This window comes from Allosphingosinicella deserti (assembly GCF_003012735.1).
GTDB classification, from domain to species: domain Bacteria; phylum Pseudomonadota; class Alphaproteobacteria; order Sphingomonadales; family Sphingomonadaceae; genus Allosphingosinicella; species Allosphingosinicella deserti.
Window position 1 is genome coordinate 91,483 of sequence record NZ_PXYI01000002.1, and the last position, 18,906, is coordinate 110,388.

At 65.8% G+C, this 18,906-nt stretch carries 17 protein-coding genes and 1 riboswitch; of the genes, 5 read left to right on the forward strand and 12 right to left on the reverse strand.

Going from position 1 to position 18,906, the window contains the following annotated elements; translation table 11 throughout:
• Positions 1–5 precede the first annotated feature (5 nt).
• Together C7I55_RS04725 and polA are read right to left on the reverse strand one after the other, a co-directional pair.
• A complete protein-coding gene (locus C7I55_RS04725) occupies positions 6–1,553 on the reverse strand; it encodes a lipopolysaccharide biosynthesis protein (RefSeq protein WP_106512415.1) in 1,548 nt (515 codons plus the stop codon).
• Entirely contained in the window at positions 1,550–4,333 is a 2,784-nt protein-coding gene (gene polA / locus C7I55_RS04730) for a DNA polymerase I (protein WP_106511772.1), read from the reverse strand. The genes C7I55_RS04725 and polA overlap by 4 nt, the downstream gene beginning before the upstream one ends.
• A gap of 243 nt (positions 4,334–4,576) precedes the next feature.
• Here polA and C7I55_RS04735 point away from each other — a divergent pair, with 243 nt between their 5' ends.
• Positions 4,577–5,350, forward strand: a complete 774-nt coding sequence (locus C7I55_RS04735; protein ID WP_199192728.1) for an alpha/beta fold hydrolase — start codon at positions 4,577–4,579, stop codon at positions 5,348–5,350.
• Between the two features lie 42 nt (positions 5,351–5,392).
• Positions 5,393–6,256: an alpha/beta fold hydrolase gene (locus C7I55_RS04740; protein ID WP_106511774.1), complete on the forward strand. Its 864-nt coding sequence runs from the start codon at positions 5,393–5,395 to the stop codon at positions 6,254–6,256.
• Between the two features lie 25 nt (positions 6,257–6,281).
• On the opposite strand, the gene nadB is transcribed toward C7I55_RS04740, so the two are convergent.
• The 4 genes from nadB to C7I55_RS04760 are packed head-to-tail and all read right to left on the reverse strand — an operon-like array spanning position 6,282 to position 11,165.
• Positions 6,282–7,916, reverse strand: a complete 1,635-nt coding sequence (nadB, locus tag C7I55_RS04745) for an L-aspartate oxidase (protein WP_106511775.1) — start codon at positions 7,914–7,916, stop codon at positions 6,282–6,284.
• A 26-nt stretch (positions 7,917–7,942) separates the two neighbouring features.
• Entirely contained in the window at positions 7,943–8,869 is a 927-nt protein-coding gene (locus C7I55_RS04750; RefSeq protein ID WP_106511776.1) for an ABC transporter ATP-binding protein, read from the reverse strand.
• Positions 8,870–8,914: 45 nt separating this feature from the next.
• Positions 8,915–9,112, reverse strand: coding sequence for a YbdD/YjiX family protein (locus tag C7I55_RS04755; protein WP_106511777.1), 198 nt, complete (start codon positions 9,110–9,112; stop codon positions 8,915–8,917).
• Positions 9,099–11,165: a carbon starvation CstA family protein gene (locus C7I55_RS04760; RefSeq protein WP_106511778.1), complete on the reverse strand. Its 2,067-nt coding sequence runs from the start codon at positions 11,163–11,165 to the stop codon at positions 9,099–9,101. Before C7I55_RS04760 ends, C7I55_RS04755 begins: the two co-directional genes overlap by 14 nt.
• Positions 11,166–11,494: 329 nt before the next feature.
• Between C7I55_RS04760 and C7I55_RS04765 the strand changes: the two genes are divergently transcribed.
• Positions 11,495–12,163 (forward strand): hypothetical protein, encoded by a 669-nt coding sequence (locus tag C7I55_RS04765; RefSeq protein WP_106511779.1) that lies wholly within the window; start codon positions 11,495–11,497, stop codon positions 12,161–12,163.
• Between the two features lie 192 nt (positions 12,164–12,355).
• Entirely contained in the window at positions 12,356–12,751 is a 396-nt protein-coding gene (locus tag C7I55_RS04770) for an addiction module antidote protein (RefSeq protein WP_106511780.1), read from the forward strand.
• 20 nt (positions 12,752–12,771) lie between these two features.
• Here C7I55_RS04770 and C7I55_RS04775 read toward each other — a convergent pair whose 3' ends face one another.
• The 3 genes from C7I55_RS04775 to C7I55_RS04785 form a co-directional block, all read right to left on the reverse strand.
• Positions 12,772–13,392, reverse strand: coding sequence for a YbhB/YbcL family Raf kinase inhibitor-like protein (locus C7I55_RS04775; protein WP_106511781.1), 621 nt, complete (start codon positions 13,390–13,392; stop codon positions 12,772–12,774).
• A 103-nt stretch (positions 13,393–13,495) separates the two neighbouring features.
• Positions 13,496–14,305, reverse strand: coding sequence for a hypothetical protein (locus C7I55_RS04780; RefSeq protein WP_146150924.1), 810 nt, complete (start codon positions 14,303–14,305; stop codon positions 13,496–13,498).
• A 296-nt stretch (positions 14,306–14,601) separates the two neighbouring features.
• Complete coding sequence (locus C7I55_RS04785) at positions 14,602–15,444, reverse strand: TIGR00266 family protein (RefSeq protein WP_106511783.1); 843 nt, start codon at positions 15,442–15,444, stop codon at positions 14,602–14,604.
• A gap of 135 nt (positions 15,445–15,579) precedes the next feature.
• Between C7I55_RS04785 and C7I55_RS04790 the strand changes: the two genes are divergently transcribed.
• Entirely contained in the window at positions 15,580–16,041 is a 462-nt protein-coding gene (locus C7I55_RS04790) for a cupin domain-containing protein (RefSeq protein ID WP_106511784.1), read from the forward strand.
• Here the strand turns inward: C7I55_RS04790 and C7I55_RS04795 are convergent.
• From C7I55_RS04795 to thiC, 3 genes are all read right to left on the reverse strand, one after another.
• Positions 16,011–16,388 (reverse strand): gamma-glutamylcyclotransferase family protein, encoded by a 378-nt coding sequence (locus tag C7I55_RS04795; protein ID WP_106511785.1) that lies wholly within the window; start codon positions 16,386–16,388, stop codon positions 16,011–16,013. The two genes, C7I55_RS04790 and C7I55_RS04795, sit on opposite strands and share 31 nt — an antisense overlap.
• A 138-nt stretch (positions 16,389–16,526) precedes the next feature.
• Positions 16,527–16,673, reverse strand: coding sequence for a hypothetical protein (locus tag C7I55_RS28015; RefSeq protein WP_158266286.1), 147 nt, complete (start codon positions 16,671–16,673; stop codon positions 16,527–16,529).
• Between the two features lie 241 nt (positions 16,674–16,914).
• A complete protein-coding gene (gene thiC / locus C7I55_RS04800; protein ID WP_106511786.1) occupies positions 16,915–18,765 on the reverse strand; it encodes a phosphomethylpyrimidine synthase ThiC in 1,851 nt (616 codons plus the stop codon).
• A gap of 44 nt (positions 18,766–18,809) precedes the next feature.
• Positions 18,810–18,903: riboswitch (TPP riboswitch) on the reverse strand.
• Positions 18,904–18,906 lie beyond the last annotated feature (3 nt).

Here is an 18,906-nt window from a genome sequence, read left to right on the forward strand (position 1 = left end):
GATGCTCACCGCATGGGCGGCTCGGCGCCCGGGGGTGTGACGCCGAGCGGTGTCGGCAGCTCGGGCTCTTCGCCTTTCTTCATCCGGAACAGCACCCGATCCTCGTGGGTGAAGCCGCGTTTCCAGACGATGGCGCCGAAGGTGACGAGGATCGCCGGCACGCCCAAGGCGAGTTCCACCCATTCGAGCGACGGCGGCAGCCAGGTGAAGAATGCGCCGACCACGATCGCGCCGGCGGCGGCCCAGATCAGCGGCCAGCGCCAGCCCTGAACCGGCGCTTCGAGCAGACGGCCGAGCAAGCGCGATTTCAGGATCGATGACAGTCCAAGCGCGAGGCAGAGCGACAAGGCCGCACCGGCGGCCTGCCAGGTTTGCGGCCAGCCGAGCGACCGCATGGCCGTGATCACGGCGATGGTCAGCACCGCCTGCGTGACGATCATCAGCAGCGAAATCATCAGGTTGCGGTGGCGCGCGACATAGACCAGGGCCGCTTCGGAGACGGCCGCAGTGGCAGCGATCACTTCAGCCGCAAGCAGAAAGGCGAGCGCTCCCGTGCCGCCGACGAATTCCCTGCCGACCAGTCCCATCACTGCTTCGCCGGGGAGCGCAAGTGCCAGTGCCACGCCGGCTTGAGCGGCGATTACCCAGAAGCCGACCTGTCGCACCTGCTTGGCGACCGCCTTGTGGTCGCCCTCGGCAAGGCGCTGGGTGATCACCGGAGCGAGGATCGGATCGAAGCTGGTCTTCAGTTTCTGCGGCAGCGAGGCGACCTGCTGAGCGACATAATAGACCCCGACGAAATAGGGCGCGACGAACAGACCGAGAATGGCGATGTCGAGGCGGCGCGAGCCCCATTCGATCGCGTCGGCGGCAGCGAGCGGGACGTTCTTGCGGGCGACCAGTAGCAGCTGCGCCGGGTTCGGCTTCCAGCCGCGCGGCAATCCGTAGCTCTTGTAGAGCGGGATCAGCGCCGCAATCAGGGCGCCGGTGACCGAGCACACATAAGCGAAGATGAGGCCGTCGCGGGACGACACGAAATAGAGCAGGCCGGCGCCGATGCTGATCGTCCACGGCTCTACGATCGCACGCGCCGTGACGGTCGCGCGGATGTTGCGGCGATAGGCGAGCGCGGCCAGCGCGATATCGGTGCCGGCGATCGCGAAGATGACCAGCGGCAGCAGCCATTCCGCGCCGTACATCTCCCCGGTCGGGAACATCGCCTTGGGGAAGAACATGAGGATGATCGTGGCGACACCGGATGCGATTAGCCCCGCCAGGATCGCGTCCATGACGATGCACGAATGGGGCTGATCGGTCGTCGACAATTGCTGGGCCAAGCCGCGCTTCAGCCCCAAAGTGGCGAGCTGCGCTGCGAATTCGATGACGATCACCGCATAAGCGAAACGGCCGAGCAGTTCCGGGCCGTAGAGGCGGCCCGCGATGAACAGGAACGGGAGCCGCGCCGCGAGGCGCAGCAGGAAACCGAAGAAATTGGTTCGCCCACCCCGGGCGAGAGCAGCGATGTCCTCGCCGTCACCGGGCGGGTTCGTCAATGCGCGGCGCCCCAATTCGGCCCGGTGCCGATCTCCACGCCAAGCGGAACGCTGAGCGTCACCGCCGGCTCGGCCGCGCGCTCCATGACGTCGCGGATGACCATGCTGGCGCGCTCGACATCCGCTTCCGGCACTTCGAAGACCAGTTCGTCGTGCACCTGCATCAGCATCCTCACCGCGCCCAGGCCTTCCGCTTCCAGCCGCGGGCACATGCGCACCATCGCACGCTTGATGATGTCGGCGCTGGTGCCCTGGATCGGCGCGTTGATCGCGGCGCGCTCGGCGCCCTGGCGCTCGCCCTGATTCTTGGCGCGGATCGACGGAAAGTGGGTCTTGCGGCCGAACAGGGTGGTGGTGAAGCCGGTCTCGCGCACCTTGCCAAGCGTGTCGGCGATGTAATTCTGGATCCCGGGGAAACGTTCGAAATAGCGGTCAATCATCGCTTGCGCTTCCTCGGCGGTGATCGACAGCCGGCCCGCCAAACCCCAGCGGGAGATCCCGTAGAGTATAGCGAAATTGATCGTCTTCGCGCTGGCGCGGGTGTCCCGGGTAACTTCGCCGAACAGCTCCTGCGCGGTCAGGCTGTGAATGTCGTCGCCGCGCGCGAACGCGTCGCGAAGCTGCGGCACGTCCGCCATGTGGGCAGCAAGCCGCAGCTCGATCTGGCTGTAATCGGCGGCAAGGATGACGTGGCCCGGCTCGGCCACGAACGCATCGCGGATGCGCCGGCCGATCTCGCTGCGGATCGGAATATTCTGCAGATTGGGATCGGTCGACGAAAGACGGCCGGTCTGCGCGCCCGACAGCGAGTAAGAGGTGTGAACCCGTCCGGTCTCGCTGTTGATCTGCTGCTGGAGCGCGTCGGTGTAGGTGGACTTGAGCTTGCTGAGCTGCCGCCACTCGAGGATCATCGCGGCGATCGGAACGCCCTCGCGCGACAGACGCTCGAGCTCGTTGACGTCGGTCGACCATGTGCCGGACTTGCCCTTGCGTCCGCCCTTGAGGCCCATGCGGTTGAACAGAACGTCGCCCAATTGCTGCGGGCTGCCGATGGTGAAGGTGCAGCCGGCCTCGGAACAGATTTGCTGCTCCAGCTCGGCGATCTGATTGGAAAATTCGTGGCTGAGCCGGATGAGCTCCTCCCGGTTGACCTTGACTCCTTCCCGCTCCATCCGCGCGACAACCGGCACCAGCGGCCGATCGACCATTTCGTAGACCTTGGTCACCCGCTCATGCGGCATGCGCGCCTTGAAGCGGCGCCACAGCCGGAGGGTGACGTCGGCATCCTCGGCGGCATATTCGGTAGCCCGGTCGAGCGGCACCTCGTTGAACTTGATCTGCTTCTGCCCCGATCCGCACACGTCCTTGTAGGCGATGCAATCGTGATCGAGATGCTTCTTGGCGAGATCGTCCATCGCATGGCTGTTGAGGCCGCCGGCATCGAGATTGAAGCTCATGACGAGGCTGTCGTCGATCGGCGCGACCTTGATCCCGCGGCGATCGAACACGATCCAGTCGAACTTGAAATTGTGGCCGATCTTCAGTGTCGCCGGATCCTCCAGCAATGGCTTCAGCCGAGCGAGAACGAGGTCGGCGGCAAGCTGCGGCGGGCGCTCGGAGAGCAGATCGTGACCGCCATGTTCGAGAGGGATGTAACAGGCCTTGTTGCACTCGGTCGCGAGACTGATTCCGACCAGTTTGGCAGTGACGCAGTCATAGCCGTTGGTTTCGGTGTCGAGCGCGATGAAGCCGTTGGCGAAGCCTTCCGCGATCCAGCGGTCGAGCGCCTCTTCGGTGGTCACCGTCTCGTAGAGGGATCGGTCGATCTTGGGTTCCGGGCGAACCTCTCTTTGGGTCGGGGTGGCGCCGGGTGCGGTCGCGGCTGCCGAGGAGACGCCGCCGGAGCGGGTCGATCCGGTGCCGTCGAGCCGCGCGATCAGCGCGCGGAAGCCGTGTTCCTCCAGGAACGCACGCAACGGCTCGGGCGGAATCCCCTTCATCTCGAGCGACTCGAGCGGCTCCGGGAGCGGTGAGTCGCAGACCAGGGTGACGAGGTGGCGGGACAGCCGGGCGCTGTCCGCATGCTCGATCAGGTTCTGCTTCAGCTTCGGCTTCTTGATCGCCTCGGCATTGGCGAGAACGGATTCAAGATCGCCATAATCCTGGATCAGCTGGGCGGCGGTCTTCGGCCCGATCCCGGGCACGCCCGGCACATTGTCGACGCTGTCGCCCATCAGCGCCAGCACGTCGCCCAATTTCTCCGGCGGCACGCCGAACTTCTCGATCACGTAGTCGCGGCCGAGCTTGCGGTCGTTCATCGTGTCGTAGAGGTCGAGGCGGCCGTCCTCGATCAGCTGCATCAAATCCTTGTCGGACGAGACGATCGTCACTTTCCAGTCGGCCGCGAGCGCGGCTTTGGCGTAGCAGGCGATGATGTCGTCGGCCTCCAGCCCGTCTTCCTCGATGCACGGCAGCGAGAAGGCGCGGGTGGCGTCACGGATCAGCGGGAATTGCGGGACGAGGTCGGGCGGCGGCGGCGGCCTGTGCGCCTTGTACTGATCGTAGACGTCGTTGCGGAACGTCTTCGATCCGGCATCGAAGATCACTGCGAGATGGGTCGGCCCTTCCTCCTTGTGGAGGCTCTCGGCGAGCTTCCACAGCATCGTCGTGTAGCCGTAGACGGCGCCGACATTGAGGCCGTGCCGATTGGTGAGCGGCGGCAGCCGGTGATAGGCGCGGAAGATGTAGCTCGAGCCGTCGACGAGATAGAGATGAGGCATCGGACGGCTCTAAAGCCTGATCCCCCGAGGTGGAAGCGCTTTGCGCTTGCGCGGCTCCGAGGCTCTGTCCGGACGTGGCGGTGTTCGCCGCGGATATGCCGCGCAACCGGACCGATCCTGAGCCTGATTGTGATCTTCCGTTAATCGTGCCAGCGCTAATCCGACTTCATGAATCGTCGCGCCTTTCTTGGATCCTGCCTTGCGCTTGCGGCTGCGGCAATGCTTTCTGTGCCGGCGTCCGCCGTGACGTTTGAGCCCAGCAGGATCTCGGTCAGCGTGCGCGGCACCGGACCGGATGTCGTGTTGATTCACGGGCTGGCCGCGAGCCGGGGGGTTTGGGGCGGGACGGTCGCCGCCGTGCCCGGCTATCGCTATCATCTCGTGCAGATCGCCGGTTTCGCGGGCGCCCCGGTCGGCGGCAATGCCCGTGGCAGCGTGGCGTCGGGCGTTGCCGACGAGATTGCGCGCTACATCCACGCGAACGGCCTCAAGCGGCCGGCGGTAATCGGCCATTCGATGGGCGGCACGATCGCCCTGATGCTGGCAGCACGCTATCCGGATCTTGCCGGCAGAGTGATGGTCGTCGATATGGTGCCAGCCCCGGCCCGGGCCGCCGGCCTGTCGCGCTGGATCGCGCAGCCGATCGCCCGCTTCGTCGGCCGTGAAGTTGTTGGTGCCGATCGTCTCCGCGGCGCGCTCCAGTCGGTGGTCGGCCGTTTCGGGAGCGCAAACTGGCTTGCCACCAACAGCGACGGCGGTGTCGTCGGCCGCTCGGTCGAGGAATTGATGGCGACCGATCTCACCCCGGATCTGCCGCGGATCCGCGCGCCGCTGACCGTGGTCTACGCCTGCCCCGATCCGCTCAAATTCACCCGGCCGCGGCTCGACCGTTTCTATGCGGCTGCCTACGCCCGCCGGCCGGGAACCCGGCTCGTCCCGATCGCCCGCAGCGGACATATGATCATGTTCGACCAGCCGGCGGCATTCCGCGCCGAGGTGAAGCGCTTCCTCGCCTGACAAGTCAGCCACGGTTCAACCGCTCCGCGTTAGGTCCATCCTATGCGCTTCACTCCGATCCTCGCCGCCGCACTGGCCGCATTGCTGGCCGTCCCGCAGGTTGCCGTCGCCCAGAACGCCGTCACACGCCCTGCGGCGAGGCCGTTTACGAGCGATCGGATCACGGTCGAAGTGATCGGCTCAGGACCCGACGTGGTCCTGATCCCCGGCCTCACGGCAGGCAGCGACATCTGGCGCGGCACGGTCGCGGCGGTGCCCGGCTATCGCTACCACCTCGTCCAGGTCTCCGGCTTCGCCGGGACGCCGGTGCGCGGCAACGCGCGCGGGCCGGTGGTTGCGCCGCTCGCCGCCGAGATTGCGCGCTACGTCGAGACCAAAGGGCTTAGTCGCCCCGCGATCGTCGGCCACTCGATGGGTGGCACGCTCGCGATGACGATCGCCTCCATTTACCCGACCCGGATCGGCAAGGCGATGGTCGTCGACATGCTGCCGCAGCCAGCCGGGATCGTCGGCTCGTCCGCCTCCGGCGTGCGCGGCCTTGCCGATGCGCTACGCGGGCTGAGCGGCTCGGAAGATGGGCGACGGCTGATCGCCTCGGCGATCCGGATGTTCGGCAATGCCGACAGCGACGAGCGGCCGAGCGATCCCGATCTCGTCGCACGCGCGACCCACGAACTCGCGGTGGCCGATCTCGGCCCGGCCCTACCGAAGATCCACGCGCCCCTCACCGTCGTCTATGCCTCACCGGACGCCGCCCAGGGCGCCGGAATCGACCGGACCTATGGTGTCGCCTATGCCCGGAAGAAAGGCGTACGGCTGGTGCGGATCAACGGCAGCGGCCACATGATCATGTACGATCAGCCGGCCAAGTTCCGGGCAACCCTGAAGGGCTTCCTGGCGCAATAGGCTGCGCCGCAAGAGGAAGCGGGGCTCAGCCCTTCGGCACGAGCACCGTATCCACCGCTTCCGGCAGCAGGTCCGGATAGTCGAGCGTGTAGTGCAGTCCCCGGCTCTCCTGGCGGGTGAGGGCGGAGCGCACGATCAGGCCGGCAACCTCGACGAGATTGCGCAGTTCGATGAGATCCGGAGTCACGCGGAAATTGCCGTAATATTCCTGGGTCTCGTCGCGGAGCAGGTTGACGCGATTGAGCGCACGCTCGAGCCGCTTGGTGGTGCGGACGATTCCGACATAGTCCCACATGAACTTGCGGATTTCCTGCCAATTGTGGTGGACCACCACTTCCTCGTCGGAATCCGTGACCCGGCTTTCGTCCCAGGGACGGATCGCCGGCGGCGGCCTCAGCGTCGACCAGTTGCGATTGATGTGCTGCGCGGCGGCGACTCCGAACACGAGGCATTCGAGCACCGAATTGGAGGCAAGGCGATTGGCCCCGTGCAGGCCCGACATGGTCACCTCGCCGGCGGCGTAGAGGCCCTCGAGATCGGTGCGGCCGTCGAGATCCACGATCACCCCGCCGCACGTATAATGGGCGGCCGGGACGACCGGGATCGGTTCGCGGGTGATGTCGATGCCGATGTCCGCCTCAGCGAGGCGGGCAGCGATCGTCGGGAAGTGGTTGACGATGAACTCGGGATCGCGCTGGCTGATGTCGAGATGGACGTAGTCGAGGCCGAGGCGCTTGAGCTCGTGATCGATCGCGCGGGCGACGATGTCGCGCGGCGCAAGCTCGGCGCGGGCGTCGAATTCCGGCATGAAGCGATGGCCCGTGCCGGGAATCTTGAGGTGACCGCCCTCGCCCCGCATCGCCTCGGTGATCAGGAAATTCTTGATCTCGGGATGGTACAGGCAGGTCGGGTGAAATTGGTTGAATTCCATGTTCGCGACGCGGCAGCCGGCACGCCAGGCCATCGCGATGCCGTCGCCGGTCGAGCCCTTCGGATTGGTCGAATAGAGCCAGGCGCGGCTGGCCCCGCCTGAGGCGAGAATCGTCGCGCGTGCGGTGAACAGCGACACGCCGCCGCGCTTGCGATCGAGGGCGTAGACGCCCCACACCCGCTTTTCGCCGGTCTCGTCCACCGCATGGCGATTGGTGACGAGGTCGATCGCCGCCATGTCGGGGATGAGGGTGACGTTGGGATGGTTCGCCGCGGCTTTCTCCAAGGCCTGCTGAACGGCAGCCCCGGTGGCGTCGGCGACGTGGACGATGCGGCGGTGGCTGTGGCCGCCTTCGCGGGTCAGATGCCAGCGCGGCTCGTCTCCGCCATTGCCGCTGCCCGTGTTGCCTTCGCCGGTATTGAACGGCACGCCGAGGGCGGCGAGCCGCTCGATCGCGGCCGGCGCATTCTCGACGACATATTCGACGGCGTCGCGGCGGTTGAGCCCGGCACCGGCGACGATCGTATCCTCGATATGGCTTTCGAACGTGTCGCCGGGCTCCAGCACGGCGGCGATCCCGCCCTGCGCCCATGCGGTGGAGCCTGCCGAGATCGCCGCCTTGGCGAGGACCGCCACGCGCAGGTGCGGCGCCAGCGAGAGCGCCGCCGAGAGCCCCGCCGCCCCGGATCCGATCACCAGGACGTCGTAATCGTGCGCTTCAACGGCCACGGGCAATCTCCTTCGTGCCCTGCGGATTAGGCCGCATGGGAGGCCCGGGTGAGGTTCAGGAATACGTCTTCGAGATCGGCCTCGCGGGTCGAGACGTCGACGATGCCGAGGCCGTCGCGTTGCAGGGCGGCGAGCACTTCGCCGGCATTCACCTTGTCCTTGCGATAGGTGATCGCCAACGTGCGCTCGCCCTTGAGCTCGATCTTGTCGAAGCAGGCGGCATCGGGAAGCGCGGCGATGTCGCGGTCGACCGTCACCTCCACCGCTTTCTCCTGCGCCATGCCCACCAGGGTACGGGTGGTCTCGTTGGCGATCAGCCGGCCATGGTTGATGATCGCGATGCGATCGCAAAGCTGCTCGGCTTCTTCGAGGTAATGGGTGGTGAGGACGATGGTCACGCCCTGCCGGTTGAGTTCCCGCACATAATCCCAGAGCTGCTGGCGCAGCTCGATATCGACGCCGGCCGTGGGTTCATCGAGGACGAGGATCGGCGGCGAGTGGGTCATTGCCTTGGCCACCAGGAGCCGTCGCTTCATGCCGCCCGACAGGGTGCGCGAATAGGCATGGGCCTTGTCCTCGAGCCGCACCGCGCGCAGCAGCTCCGCAGTCTTTCGCGCCGATTTCGGCACTCCGTAGAGACCGGCCTGGATCTCCAGGGTTTCGAACGGAGTGAAGAAGGGATCGAACACGATTTCCTGCGGCACGATTCCGATCGAGCCCTTGGCATTGCGGGGGTGCTTGTCGATGTCGAAGCCCCAGATCTCGGCGGTGCCGCGGGTCTTGTTCACCAGCCCGGCAAGGATGTTGATCGTCGTCGACTTGCCGGCGCCGTTCGGGCCGAGCAGGCCGAAGATCTGGCCGCGCGGCACGTCGAGGGTCACGCCCTCGAGCGCGCGCTTGCCGCCCTGATAGGTTTTTTCCAGGTCACGGATTGCGATTGCGGCATCGGTCATGGCGAGCGCTCTAACGCCTGGGTGCGCGCAAGGATAGCATTGGCCTCAGCAGCAGCGCCCGATCCGGTCCGGCCCGCCGCCGTAACGCCGCTCGGTCCGCTCGCGATGGAATTCTCGGCGGCTCATGACCGGCTCTCCGGGATGATGCGCGCGCCGGTGGGCGGCATAGACGTCGTAGTCGGGCATCCCGACCATCAGTCGGGCGGCGCGACCGATCGCGGAGAGCGGATCAGGCCACCGCATCGGCCACCTCGCGGGCGCTTGGCGCGTCGTTCCGGCGTGCCGAGAGGATCGAGCTGATGCCGTACGCGACGATTGCGATCACAACGGCCACGAACAGTGCGCACAAGCCGGCATCGACGTAGTCGTTGAAGATCACCTGCCGCATTTGCGCGGCGCCCTTTGCCGGGGCGAGGGTCTCGCCGCCGGCAAGCGCGTCGGAATATCGGCGCGCATGGGCGAGGAAGCCGATCTTCGGGTCGGAATGGAAGATCTTCTGCCAGCCTGCTGTCAAGGTGCAGATCAGCAGCCACGCCGCGGGGACCATGGTTACCCAGGCGTAACGCTCCCGCTTCATCCTGAAGAGGATGACGGTGGACAAAGTGAGCGCCATCGCCGCCAGCATCTGGTTGGAGATTCCGAACAGGGGCCACAGCGTATTGATCCCGCCGAGCGGATCGGTAACCCCCTGGTACAGGAACCAGCCCCAGGCACCGACCGCAAGCGCGGTGGCCAGGAGGTTCGCCGGCCAGCTCCGCGTGTCCTTGAACCGCGGCGCGAACGTGCCGAGGAGATCCTGGATCATGAACCGGGCAACGCGGGTACCAGCGTCGACCGTGGTCAGGATGAACAAAGCTTCGAACAAGATCGCGAAATGGTACCAGAAGGCCATCATCCCCGGTCCGCCGATCACGTTGGACAGGATATGGGCCATGCCGACCGCCAGGGTCGGGGCGCCGCCGGTACGGGAGAGGATGGTTGCTTCGCCGACCTGGACGGCGACTTGGTCGAGGGCCTCAGGCGAGATCGTGAAGCCCCAGCCGGACAGAGCGGCTGCCGCTTCGCCGGCGGTGGTGCCGATCAGCGCGGCGGGGCTGTTCAGCGCAAAGTAGACGGCAGGGTCGAGCACGCACGCGGCGATCAGCGCCATGATCGCGACGAAGCTTTCCATCAGCATCGCACCATAGCCGATCAGCGGCAGATCCGCCTCGCTGCCGATCATCTTGGGCGTGGTGCCGGACGCGATCAGCGCGTGGAAGCCGGACACGGCGCCGCACGCGATGGTGATGAACAAGAAGGGGAACAGGCTGCCGGCGAAGACGGGGCCGCTGCCGTCGACGAAGCGCGTGATCGCAGGCATCTGCAGCTCCGGGCGGACGATCAGGATTCCGATCGCAAGCCCCAGGATCGTGCCGATCTTGAGAAAGGTCGAAAGATAGTCCCGGGGCGCGAGCAGCAGCCATACCGGGATCACCGACGCGATGAAGCCGTACGCGATCAGCATCAGCGCGAGCGCTTCTCCGGAGAAGGTGAAGGCAGGTCCCCAGGTCGGATCCGCCGCGACCCGCCCGCCGAGGACGATGGCGAGCATCAGGCCGGCGAAGCCGATCAGCGATACTTCAAGGATCCGGCCGGGGCGGAGATAGCGTCCGTACAGGCCCATGATCAGCGCGACCGGCATCGTCGCGAACACGGTGAACGTGCCCCAGGGGCTCTCGGCCAGCGCCTTCACCACCACCAGCGCCAGCACGGCGAGCAGGATGATCATGATCGCCAGGATGCCGAACATCGCGATTACGCCGGGCACATTGCCCATCTCCGACCGGATGATCTCGCCGAGCGAGCGACCGTCGCGCCGCGTAGAGATGAACAGGATCAGGAAATCCTGGACGGCACCCGCGAAGACGACTCCGACGAGGATCCAGAGCGTGCCGGGCAGGTAGCCCATTTGCGCGGCGAGCACCGGCCCTACCAAGGGGCCCGCCCCTGCGATCGCGGCGAAATGGTGCCCGAACAATGTGTAGCGGTCGGTCGGAACGTAATCGAGGCCGTCGTTGCGCCGGACGGCCGGTGTCCGGCGGCCCGGATCGATTTGGACGACGCGGCGGGCGATGAACAGGCCGTAGAAGCGATAGGCGGACAGATAGACGCAGATCGCCGCGACGACGATCCACAAGGCATTGATCGTCTCCCCGCGATGAAGGGCGACGACGCCGAGCGCCGCAGCCCCGACGATGGCGATGATCGCGGCCAGCAACCGATTCGCCGTGCGGCCGTCCGCGGCGATGCTCGCCATAGTCTCTCCCGACGCAGGGCTCCTCTTCGCAGGAGCTGGTGGCGCAGGCTAGCGCCGGGATCCTGCCTCGAAAAGAGCCGAGTGGCGTTTGTCATTCCGATCGTTCCGGATCTGAAAAGATGGTCGTGCCGCGCCACGCTGCCGATCCAGATCAAGGGTCGATCTTCGAAATCGAGCGAAGACGATGTCGTGTAAACGCGACAGTCCGTATTCTTGCTGGCAGATGAACAAAGATCAACGTGCAATTAAGCCGGGAAACATATTGAAACTCGTGGCGGCTTTTGTGCGTTCTTGGCTGCATAGATGGTGGGCGTTATTGGAGACAGGCAATGAACAGACTTCTCACCGCAATGGCGGCGGTATCGACCCTCGCGATCGCTGCGCCGGTTGCAGCACAGATATCGACGGGCGTGAACGCCAATGCCGGAGGCCAGATGGGCATCGGCAATCGCATCGCGCGGCTCGAGACACGGATCCAGGCCGGCGTCGACGCAGGCACGATCGACCGCACCGAAGCGCGCACGCTTCGCCAGCAGCTGCGCGACATCACGCGTATGGAGCGGCAATATAGCCGCGGCGGCTATTCGCAGCAGGAGCGGAGCGACCTTCAGCAACGGCTTCGCGGCTTCCGCGATCAGCTTGCGCAGGCGGACGGACGTGGCGGCCAATATGGCTATGGCAACGGATATCCGAATGGCAATGCCAATGACGATTACGGTCAGGGCGGGCCGTATGAGGAAGCCGCCTGCGAGACCCGCAGCAGCGGCGGCATCGGCGGTATTTTCGACAATATCTTCGGCGGAGGCGGCAATGATGACGAGTGTTCCGGCCTTCGCGTCGGCGAGCGCGCCAGCGGCAATCTGAGCGCCTTGCCCTCCGAATATCGGCGTCAGTTCCGAGACGGAAATGGTATCGCTTACCGCACTGACGGGAACCAGATCTATCAGGTCGATACGCGCAACAACACAGTGCTCCGCGTCTACGGCATGAACCGCTGATCGAGGCTCCGGTTGAAAGACGATGGCGGGAGTGCGCTGCACTTCCGCCATCGTCGCGTCGGATGTCCATCCGGCAGATCCGCGACGAGCTGCGTTCGTGGCGCGGCGACCGGAACAGTATCGGCCTCTCGAATGTTGCTATTGAGAAGCGTTCTCAATAGAGTATTGCTCCAGGACGAAAGGAGCATATCGATGGAGAGTCTGACCCGCACCCCCGAGCTGCAGAGCTTGCCCGCCGATCGGCTGCGTGTCGTTCGGGCCATGCGCTGCTGGGTTGCGGCGCACCGGCTCGGCGGCTGCCCGATCGGGGCATTGCGCGCGCAACTCGGATGCCCCCGGGCGGCGGCACATCTTCATCTTCTGCTCGAGGAAGTCGGGGCCGCCTGGCCCGATCCGTTCGCCGTCAGCCCGCCGTGCTGCGGGATGCTCAGTCACGACGAGGCGACCCTCGCGGACATGGTGGGGCTCGCCTCCAACGGCGATCAGCCCGGCTTCGATCGCCTGCTCCGCGAAATGGTCGCGCCCGACGAACGGGAGCGGCTGTTCCACTCGACGCGGGTTCTCGCCGACCTTCTGCCGGCACAGTAGCACGACAGGCCAACGCCGGCTCAGGCCAGGCGGACGTTACCATGCGCGGAGACCGGTGCTTCGGCCTCTCGTGCGTAGGTGCCGGTGAGCAGGCCTGCGGCAAGAACATTGCCGGCCATCGCCCGCACGAGTGCGCCGCGGCCGGGCGTATCGCCGGGATCGGCAACCTCCCCAAGTGCGAATAGCTGGAAGGCATAAGCATGCTCGCCATGGCCGGTCGGCGGATCGGGCGGCAGCCAGCCCTCTAAAAGATAGGAATTGCGGCCGACGTCGCGTCCACCCGCCAGGCCGCGACCATCGGCGCGGATTGCGCCTTCGGCCAAACGCGCGTCGGAAGGCGGAATGTTCCAGACGATCGCGTGGACGAGCGGCTGCGGTGACGGCGCATCGGGATCCTCGACGATCAGCGCAAGGCTTCGCGTCCCTTCCGGCAACGCACTCCAGATGAGAGGCGGCGAGACACCCTCGCCATCCGCGGTGAAACGCGGCGGAAGGCGCGCTCCATCAGCAAAGGCCGGACTCGAAAGTTCGAGCGGCGCAAACTCTCCGCCAAGCTCGGGCTGCACGATGCACAATTTCTCCGCGCCTGCCCGGATATTGCGCATCGCGTTGCCCAGCCAGTTGGGAACATGTTCGAGCATTCAGAGCCTCCTGCCGTGCCCATTCAACCGGTGAGCTCCGGGAAGGCTCCTCAGATCCAGGATTTCTCCAGCCGCCGGCACGCTGCCGACCTACGGGTCGCCTTCAGCGCTGCCCCGCCCTGCTTAGTTCCTCGATCGGCCCTTTTGCCTGAGCGCGGGATCGTGCGTTCACGCTTTCCTGTTCGGCGACATAGCTGCGAATCCGCCCCTGGCGCGCATTCACGTCCTGGAGATCCCGATCCTGCTCGAACATGACCCGGCCATTCGACATCGACCACTGCCGGCGGGCGAGGGTCCGGCAGATGCCAGCCCCTTCGACCATGATCTCCGCATTCACCTGCCATTGGCGTTCGTACGTCGGCTTGGCGGACATCGCTCCTTCCATGAAAGAATCAATCGCCCTGGCAGGCACCTCCCCCTTCCGCGATGCCTCGTCGCCAATCGCCCGCGCTGCCGCGAAGTGCTGGGAAACGCGCCTGCCATTGGCGCGGGCAGTCTCCGCCAGTGAGTCCAAACCCGCGCAACGATCGAGCACCGGGCTGGTGCGGGTCAACCCCTCGAAGCTGAGCACCTGGGCAGCCCCGGCGCGCTCCGCGTCGCGTTCGAATGCATGCCGCTCCGCAAGGACCGAGTTCAGCACCGCAGCGGACATCCGAGACATCGGCCCTTCGCCGGATCGCACTTCCTTCGGCACCGCGTCACCGGCTTCGGTGACCTGCTTCAGGATTGCTGCGGTGTCCCGCATGTCACCGCGAGCACGGTCAGCGTACGCGCCGCGCTCGCCGGCACGGCCAATGAGACTCACCAGCAAGCCTACAACGAATATGATGAGCAACGAGGCGATCTTCCAGCGCGGCGAGGCCCTGCGGATGGTTATCGCATATGCAATGCCCCAGATCACCAGCGTGAGCATCACCGCGCCGCCGACCACTTGGCCGGCGAAATAAGCGAGCGACCCTGAGCCCGCAGCGTCGATCGTGCGGGGCTCGGCATCCTGCGACAACGTCAGCATCGCAACGACGCAGCCAATCACCGTTGCGGCAATCGGATGCCCCCCCGCCTGCGGCGAGTCATCGTCCTCGTCGATGATCGAAGTCTCTCCGTGCATGCGCTCTTGTCCCCCGACCATCGCCAATCCCTCGGCCATGCTGCCGAGGTCCGACGGCGTCGGCAAGACCCATAGACGTCAGACAAGCGCGCTGAGAGCGATCATCGATTGCCGGAGATGAGGTCGCCCAACGGACCGAGTACCGAACCCTCGCCGCGGTTCTGGCCTCCGCCGGGCATCGCCGCTGCGAGCATCCGTCCGGCCAGTCGCGAGAAGGGCAGCGACTGGATCCAGACCTTGCCTGGGCCGGTGAGCCGCGCGAAGAACAGGCCTTCGCCGCCGAACAGCGAACTCTTGACGCCTCCGGCGCCGATCAGATCGAAATCGACGGTCGATGTGAAGGCGGCAATGCAGCCGGTGTCGACATGGATCTGCTCGCCGGGCCGAAGCTCCCGCTCGATCACTGCGCCGCCCATCTGAACGAAGGCCCAGCCGTCGCCGTCGAGCCGCTGCATTATGAAGCCCTCGCCGCCGAACAGCCCGGTGAGGATCCGCTTTTGGAAATGGATGCCGATGCTGACGCCCTTGGCCGCGGCAAGGAAGCTGTCCTTCTGACAGATCAGGGTGCCGCCGACGTCGGACAGGCGGATCGGCAGGATCGCGCCCGGCACCGGCGCGCCGAAGGCCACCCGCGCCTTGCCGGTGCCAGTGTGGGTGAACACTGTGGTGAACAGGCTTTCGCCGGTCACCAGACGTTTGCCGGCCGAGAGCAGCTTGCCCATGAAGCCACCCTCCTGGCCGGCGCCATTGCCGAACACGGTCGCCATCTCGACGCTGGCGTCCTTCCACACCATCGCGCCGGCTTCGGCGACGGCGCTTTCGCCGGGATCGAGCTCGACCTCGACGAACTGCAGCTCCTGCCCCTTGATCTCGAAATCGATGTCGTCGGAAACGCCCGACTTGCGGCTGTGATGATAAGGCGCGCCCCAGGGAGAGTTCGGCATGTCGGGATCCTTTCTCGTGAATTCCGGCGCTTCTAACCGGAGCCGGCCGCGTCGATCCAGCAGGACCATGAGGAAAAAAACCAAGCGCGTCCGGGCCGCTTGCCTTGTCGATCGCGCCGCGCGAGAGAGGCGTGCATGACCGATCCACTCGCCCTCATCGTCTCGCTCGATCTCCAGCCGCATCCCGAAGGCGGCTGGTATCGCGAGACCTGGCGCGCCGAGGCTGCGGAGGGTGCGCGCGCCTCGGCGACGGCGATCCTGTTCCTGCTCGAGGACGGACAGAGATCGCATTGGCACAAGGTCGACGCGACGGAGCTGTGGCTGTTCCATGCCGGCAGCCCTCTGCGGCTCCGTACTGCCTCGTCCGACGCCGGGCCTGTCCAGGAGATCCGGCTCGGTCCGGACGTGCTTTCGGGAGAGCAGCCGCAGGTCCGGATCGCGCCGGGCGAGTGGCAGGCCGCGGAGGCGGATCGAGGCTGGGCGCTGGTGTCCTGCATCGTCTCGCCGGGCTTCGAATTCACCGGCTTCACACTGGCGGAGCCTGACTGGTCGCCCGGCAGCCCGGATCAGGAAGCGTCCGGCTCCGGTGCGACATAGACGAAGGCGCGCGTCCCCGAGGCGAGGGTAAGTTCTGCCCGCACATAGGCGCTCGTCTCGTAATCGTCCGCACCGTCGAGCTCCGCCCTCGTAACCTCGAAGACGATCCCATTGATCCGGTCTGCGGGATCACCGGTCCTGCGGGCGATGCTGTGCACCGCAAGCCCGCTGGTCGCGACCACGTCGGGATCGTCGATGACGACGCTCGACAGGACGTAGCCGTCGAGGCTGTCCGATGTCCCCGCCAGCAGACGCCCGAACGTTGCGCGCTGCACCTCTGCCTGCTGCAGAGTGCCGTAGGAGAACAGGCGAACGCTCGGCTCCGCTCCAGGGGGATCAATCGTCATTCGATCCTCAGAACGCCGATGATCACGCGAAGCAAGTCTGCGCCTTTCATTGTCTTCCCCTTCGGATGGCGGCGATCATGGCGTTGTGGGCGTCACCGGTACCGGCAAGGCCGGCCGGCCCGAAGCGCAACGACCCGATCATCCGGCGGCGATAGCCTGGGCCTGCGGCGTGCCGAAGGTCAGCGAGAGTTCAAGGCCGCCGCCGGTGAGCGCGACAGCGGGCGCGGAGTCCTGGTTCGCATCTGCCGCAGCTTCGCCAGCCGCCGATTCGAACTCGTTGACCATGCCGGACCCGCTACCGTCGCAGCTGCACAGCCGGCCGACATAAGGACAGGAATCCAGGTGCGGCGGACCATCGCCAACCGGCGAAGCAGGATTGGCATTCGCGCATGCTGGTCGAACGGCGATCGAGGCGCAAGACTGGGCACCTGCATCCTGAAGCCCAGAGGAACTGCAGCCGTTTCGATCGGGTCCAAGTGGCGGCCGGCCAAGGCGGCCGCCTCTTCCGACTGCAGGCCTGAGCCCGCTATTCTGCGGCCGGCAGATAGATCTCCCCGCCTTTCTCGCGAAACTTCTCGCTCATCTCGGCCATACCTGATTCGGCGGCCAGGAACGTGTCCGCAGAGGCATTCTGCTTCGCCGCGAAATCACGCACTTCCTGGGTAATCTTCATCGAGCAGAATTTCGGCCCGCACATCGAACAGAAATGCGCGGTCTTGGCACCCTCGGCGGGCAGTGTCTGGTCGTGATATTTCTCGGCCGTGTCCGGATCGAGCGAGAGGTGGAACTGGTCGCGCCAGCGGAATTCGAAACGTGCCCGGCTGAGCGCGTCGTCGCGCATCTTCGCGGCCGGGTGCCCCTTGGCGAGATCGGCGGCATGGGCAGCCAGTTTGTAGGTGACGACTCCAACCTTGACGTCGTCACGGTCGGGAAGACCGAGATGCTCCTTGGGCGTCACGTAGCAGAGCATCGCCGTGCCGAACCAGCCGATCATCGCCGCGCCGATTGCCGATGTGATGTGGTCATAGCCCGGTGCGATGTCGGTGGTGAGCGGCCCGAGCGTGTAGAAGGGGGCTTCGCCGCACGCTTCCAGCTGCTTGTCCATGTTCGCCTTGATCTTGTGCATCGGCACATGGCCGGGGCCTTCGATCATTACCTGGATGTCGTGCTTCCAGGCGATCTGGGTCAGCTCTCCCAAGGTTGCGAGCTCGGCGAACTGGGCCTCGTCATTGGCGTCCGCGATCGATCCGGGCCGCAGACCGTCTCCGAGCGAGAAGGCGATGTCGTAAGCCTTCATGATCTCGCAGATGTCCTCGAAGCGCGTGTAGAGGAAGCTCTCCTTGTGATGGGCCAGGCACCATTTCGCCATGATCGATCCGCCACGGCTGACGATCCCTGTGACTCGCTTGGCGGTCATCGGGATATAGGGCAGGCGGACTCCCGCGTGGATGGTGAAATAGTCGACGCCCTGCTCCGCCTGCTCGATCAGCGTATCGCGGTAGATTTCCCAGGTAAGATCCTCGGCGATGCCGCCGACCTTTTCCAACGCCTGGTAGATCGGCACGGTACCGATCGGCACCGGCGAATTGCGCAGGATCCATTCGCGGGTGTCGTGAATGTTGCGGCCGGTCGACAGATCCATGACGGTGTCGGCGCCCCAACGGATCGACCAGACCATCTTGTCGACTTCGGCGGCGACATCGGAGGCCACCGCAGAATTTCCGATATTGGCGTTGATCTTGACCAGGAAGTTGCGGCCGATCGCCATCGGCTCCGATTCCGGATGGTTGACGTTGTTGGGGATGATCGCGCGGCCGCGGGCGACTTCGTCGCGAACGAATTCCGGCGTGACGAAATCGGGGATCGCCGCGCCGAAATCCTGGCCGTCACGTGCCGCCGCTTCGGCGCGCCGGGCGCGGCCGAGATTCTCGCGGATGGCGACATATTCCATCTCGGGCGTGATGATGCCGCGGCGGGCATAATGCATCTGGCTGACGTTGGCGCCGGGCTTGGCGCGGAGAACGGTCCGGCGCACGTTCGGAAACGGCTGGACGCCGCCCGAGCGATCGGGGCCGAGCTGGCCATTATCCTCCGGCTTCACTTGGCGCTGTGCCACTTCCTCGACATCGCCGCGCGCCCGGATCCAGTCGCGTCGTAGCTCCGGCAGGCCGGCCATGATGTCGATCGTCGCCGTGGGATCGGTGTACGGGCCGGAGCAATCGTAGACGCGCAGCGGCGGCTCGCCGCTCGATGGCTCGAGATCGATCTCGCGCATCGCGACGCGGATGCCGCCGGGCCCTTCGACATGGATCTTGCGGCTGCCTCGGATCGGTCCGGTGGTCACCTTGAGTTCGGTGCGGGCGGGAATGTCGGCCATGTCTTCGCTCTCCTCAAATGGATGGAGAACGGGCGGGCCCGCGCTCCCTCCCTACGCCGGTGTCAGCCGGATCAGGTTCAGCGGGTCGCGGGCCAGGAAGCCCGCCTCTCAACCGCGTCTCGCGCGGTCCCCCGGGGATGC

What these genes read in the sequence shown, in the direction of transcription:
- C7I55_RS04770 (WP_106511780.1), top strand. Translation starts at nt 12,356, where the DNA reads ATGGAGAGTCTGACCCGCACCCCCGAGCTGCAGAGCTTGCCCGCCGAT.
- C7I55_RS04755 (WP_106511777.1), bottom strand. Translation starts at nt 9,112, where the DNA reads ATGCGGTGGCCTGATCCGCTCTCCGCGATCGGTCGCGCCGCCCGACTG.
- C7I55_RS04790 (WP_106511784.1), top strand. Translation starts at nt 15,580, where the DNA reads ATGACCGATCCACTCGCCCTCATCGTCTCGCTCGATCTCCAGCCGCAT.
- C7I55_RS04795 (WP_106511785.1), bottom strand. Translation starts at nt 16,388, where the DNA reads ATGACGATTGATCCCCCTGGAGCGGAGCCGAGCGTTCGCCTGTTCTCC.
- thiC (WP_106511786.1), bottom strand. Translation starts at nt 18,765, where the DNA reads ATGGCCGACATTCCCGCCCGCACCGAACTCAAGGTGACCACCGGACCG.
- polA (WP_106511772.1), bottom strand. Translation starts at nt 4,333, where the DNA reads ATGCCTCATCTCTATCTCGTCGACGGCTCGAGCTACATCTTCCGCGCC.
- C7I55_RS04780 (WP_146150924.1), bottom strand. Translation starts at nt 14,305, where the DNA reads ATGCTCACGCTGGTGATCTGGGGCATTGCATATGCGATAACCATCCGC.
- C7I55_RS04775 (WP_106511781.1), bottom strand. Translation starts at nt 13,392, where the DNA reads ATGCTCGAACATGTTCCCAACTGGCTGGGCAACGCGATGCGCAATATC.
- C7I55_RS04740 (WP_106511774.1), top strand. Translation starts at nt 5,393, where the DNA reads ATGCGCTTCACTCCGATCCTCGCCGCCGCACTGGCCGCATTGCTGGCC.
- C7I55_RS04765 (WP_106511779.1), top strand. Translation starts at nt 11,495, where the DNA reads ATGAACAGACTTCTCACCGCAATGGCGGCGGTATCGACCCTCGCGATC.
- C7I55_RS28015 (WP_158266286.1), bottom strand. Translation starts at nt 16,673, where the DNA reads ATGGTCAACGAGTTCGAATCGGCGGCTGGCGAAGCTGCGGCAGATGCG.
- C7I55_RS04785 (WP_106511783.1), bottom strand. Translation starts at nt 15,444, where the DNA reads ATGCCGAACTCTCCCTGGGGCGCGCCTTATCATCACAGCCGCAAGTCG.
- C7I55_RS04750 (WP_106511776.1), bottom strand. Translation starts at nt 8,869, where the DNA reads ATGACCGATGCCGCAATCGCAATCCGTGACCTGGAAAAAACCTATCAG.
- C7I55_RS04760 (WP_106511778.1), bottom strand. Translation starts at nt 11,165, where the DNA reads ATGGCGAGCATCGCCGCGGACGGCCGCACGGCGAATCGGTTGCTGGCC.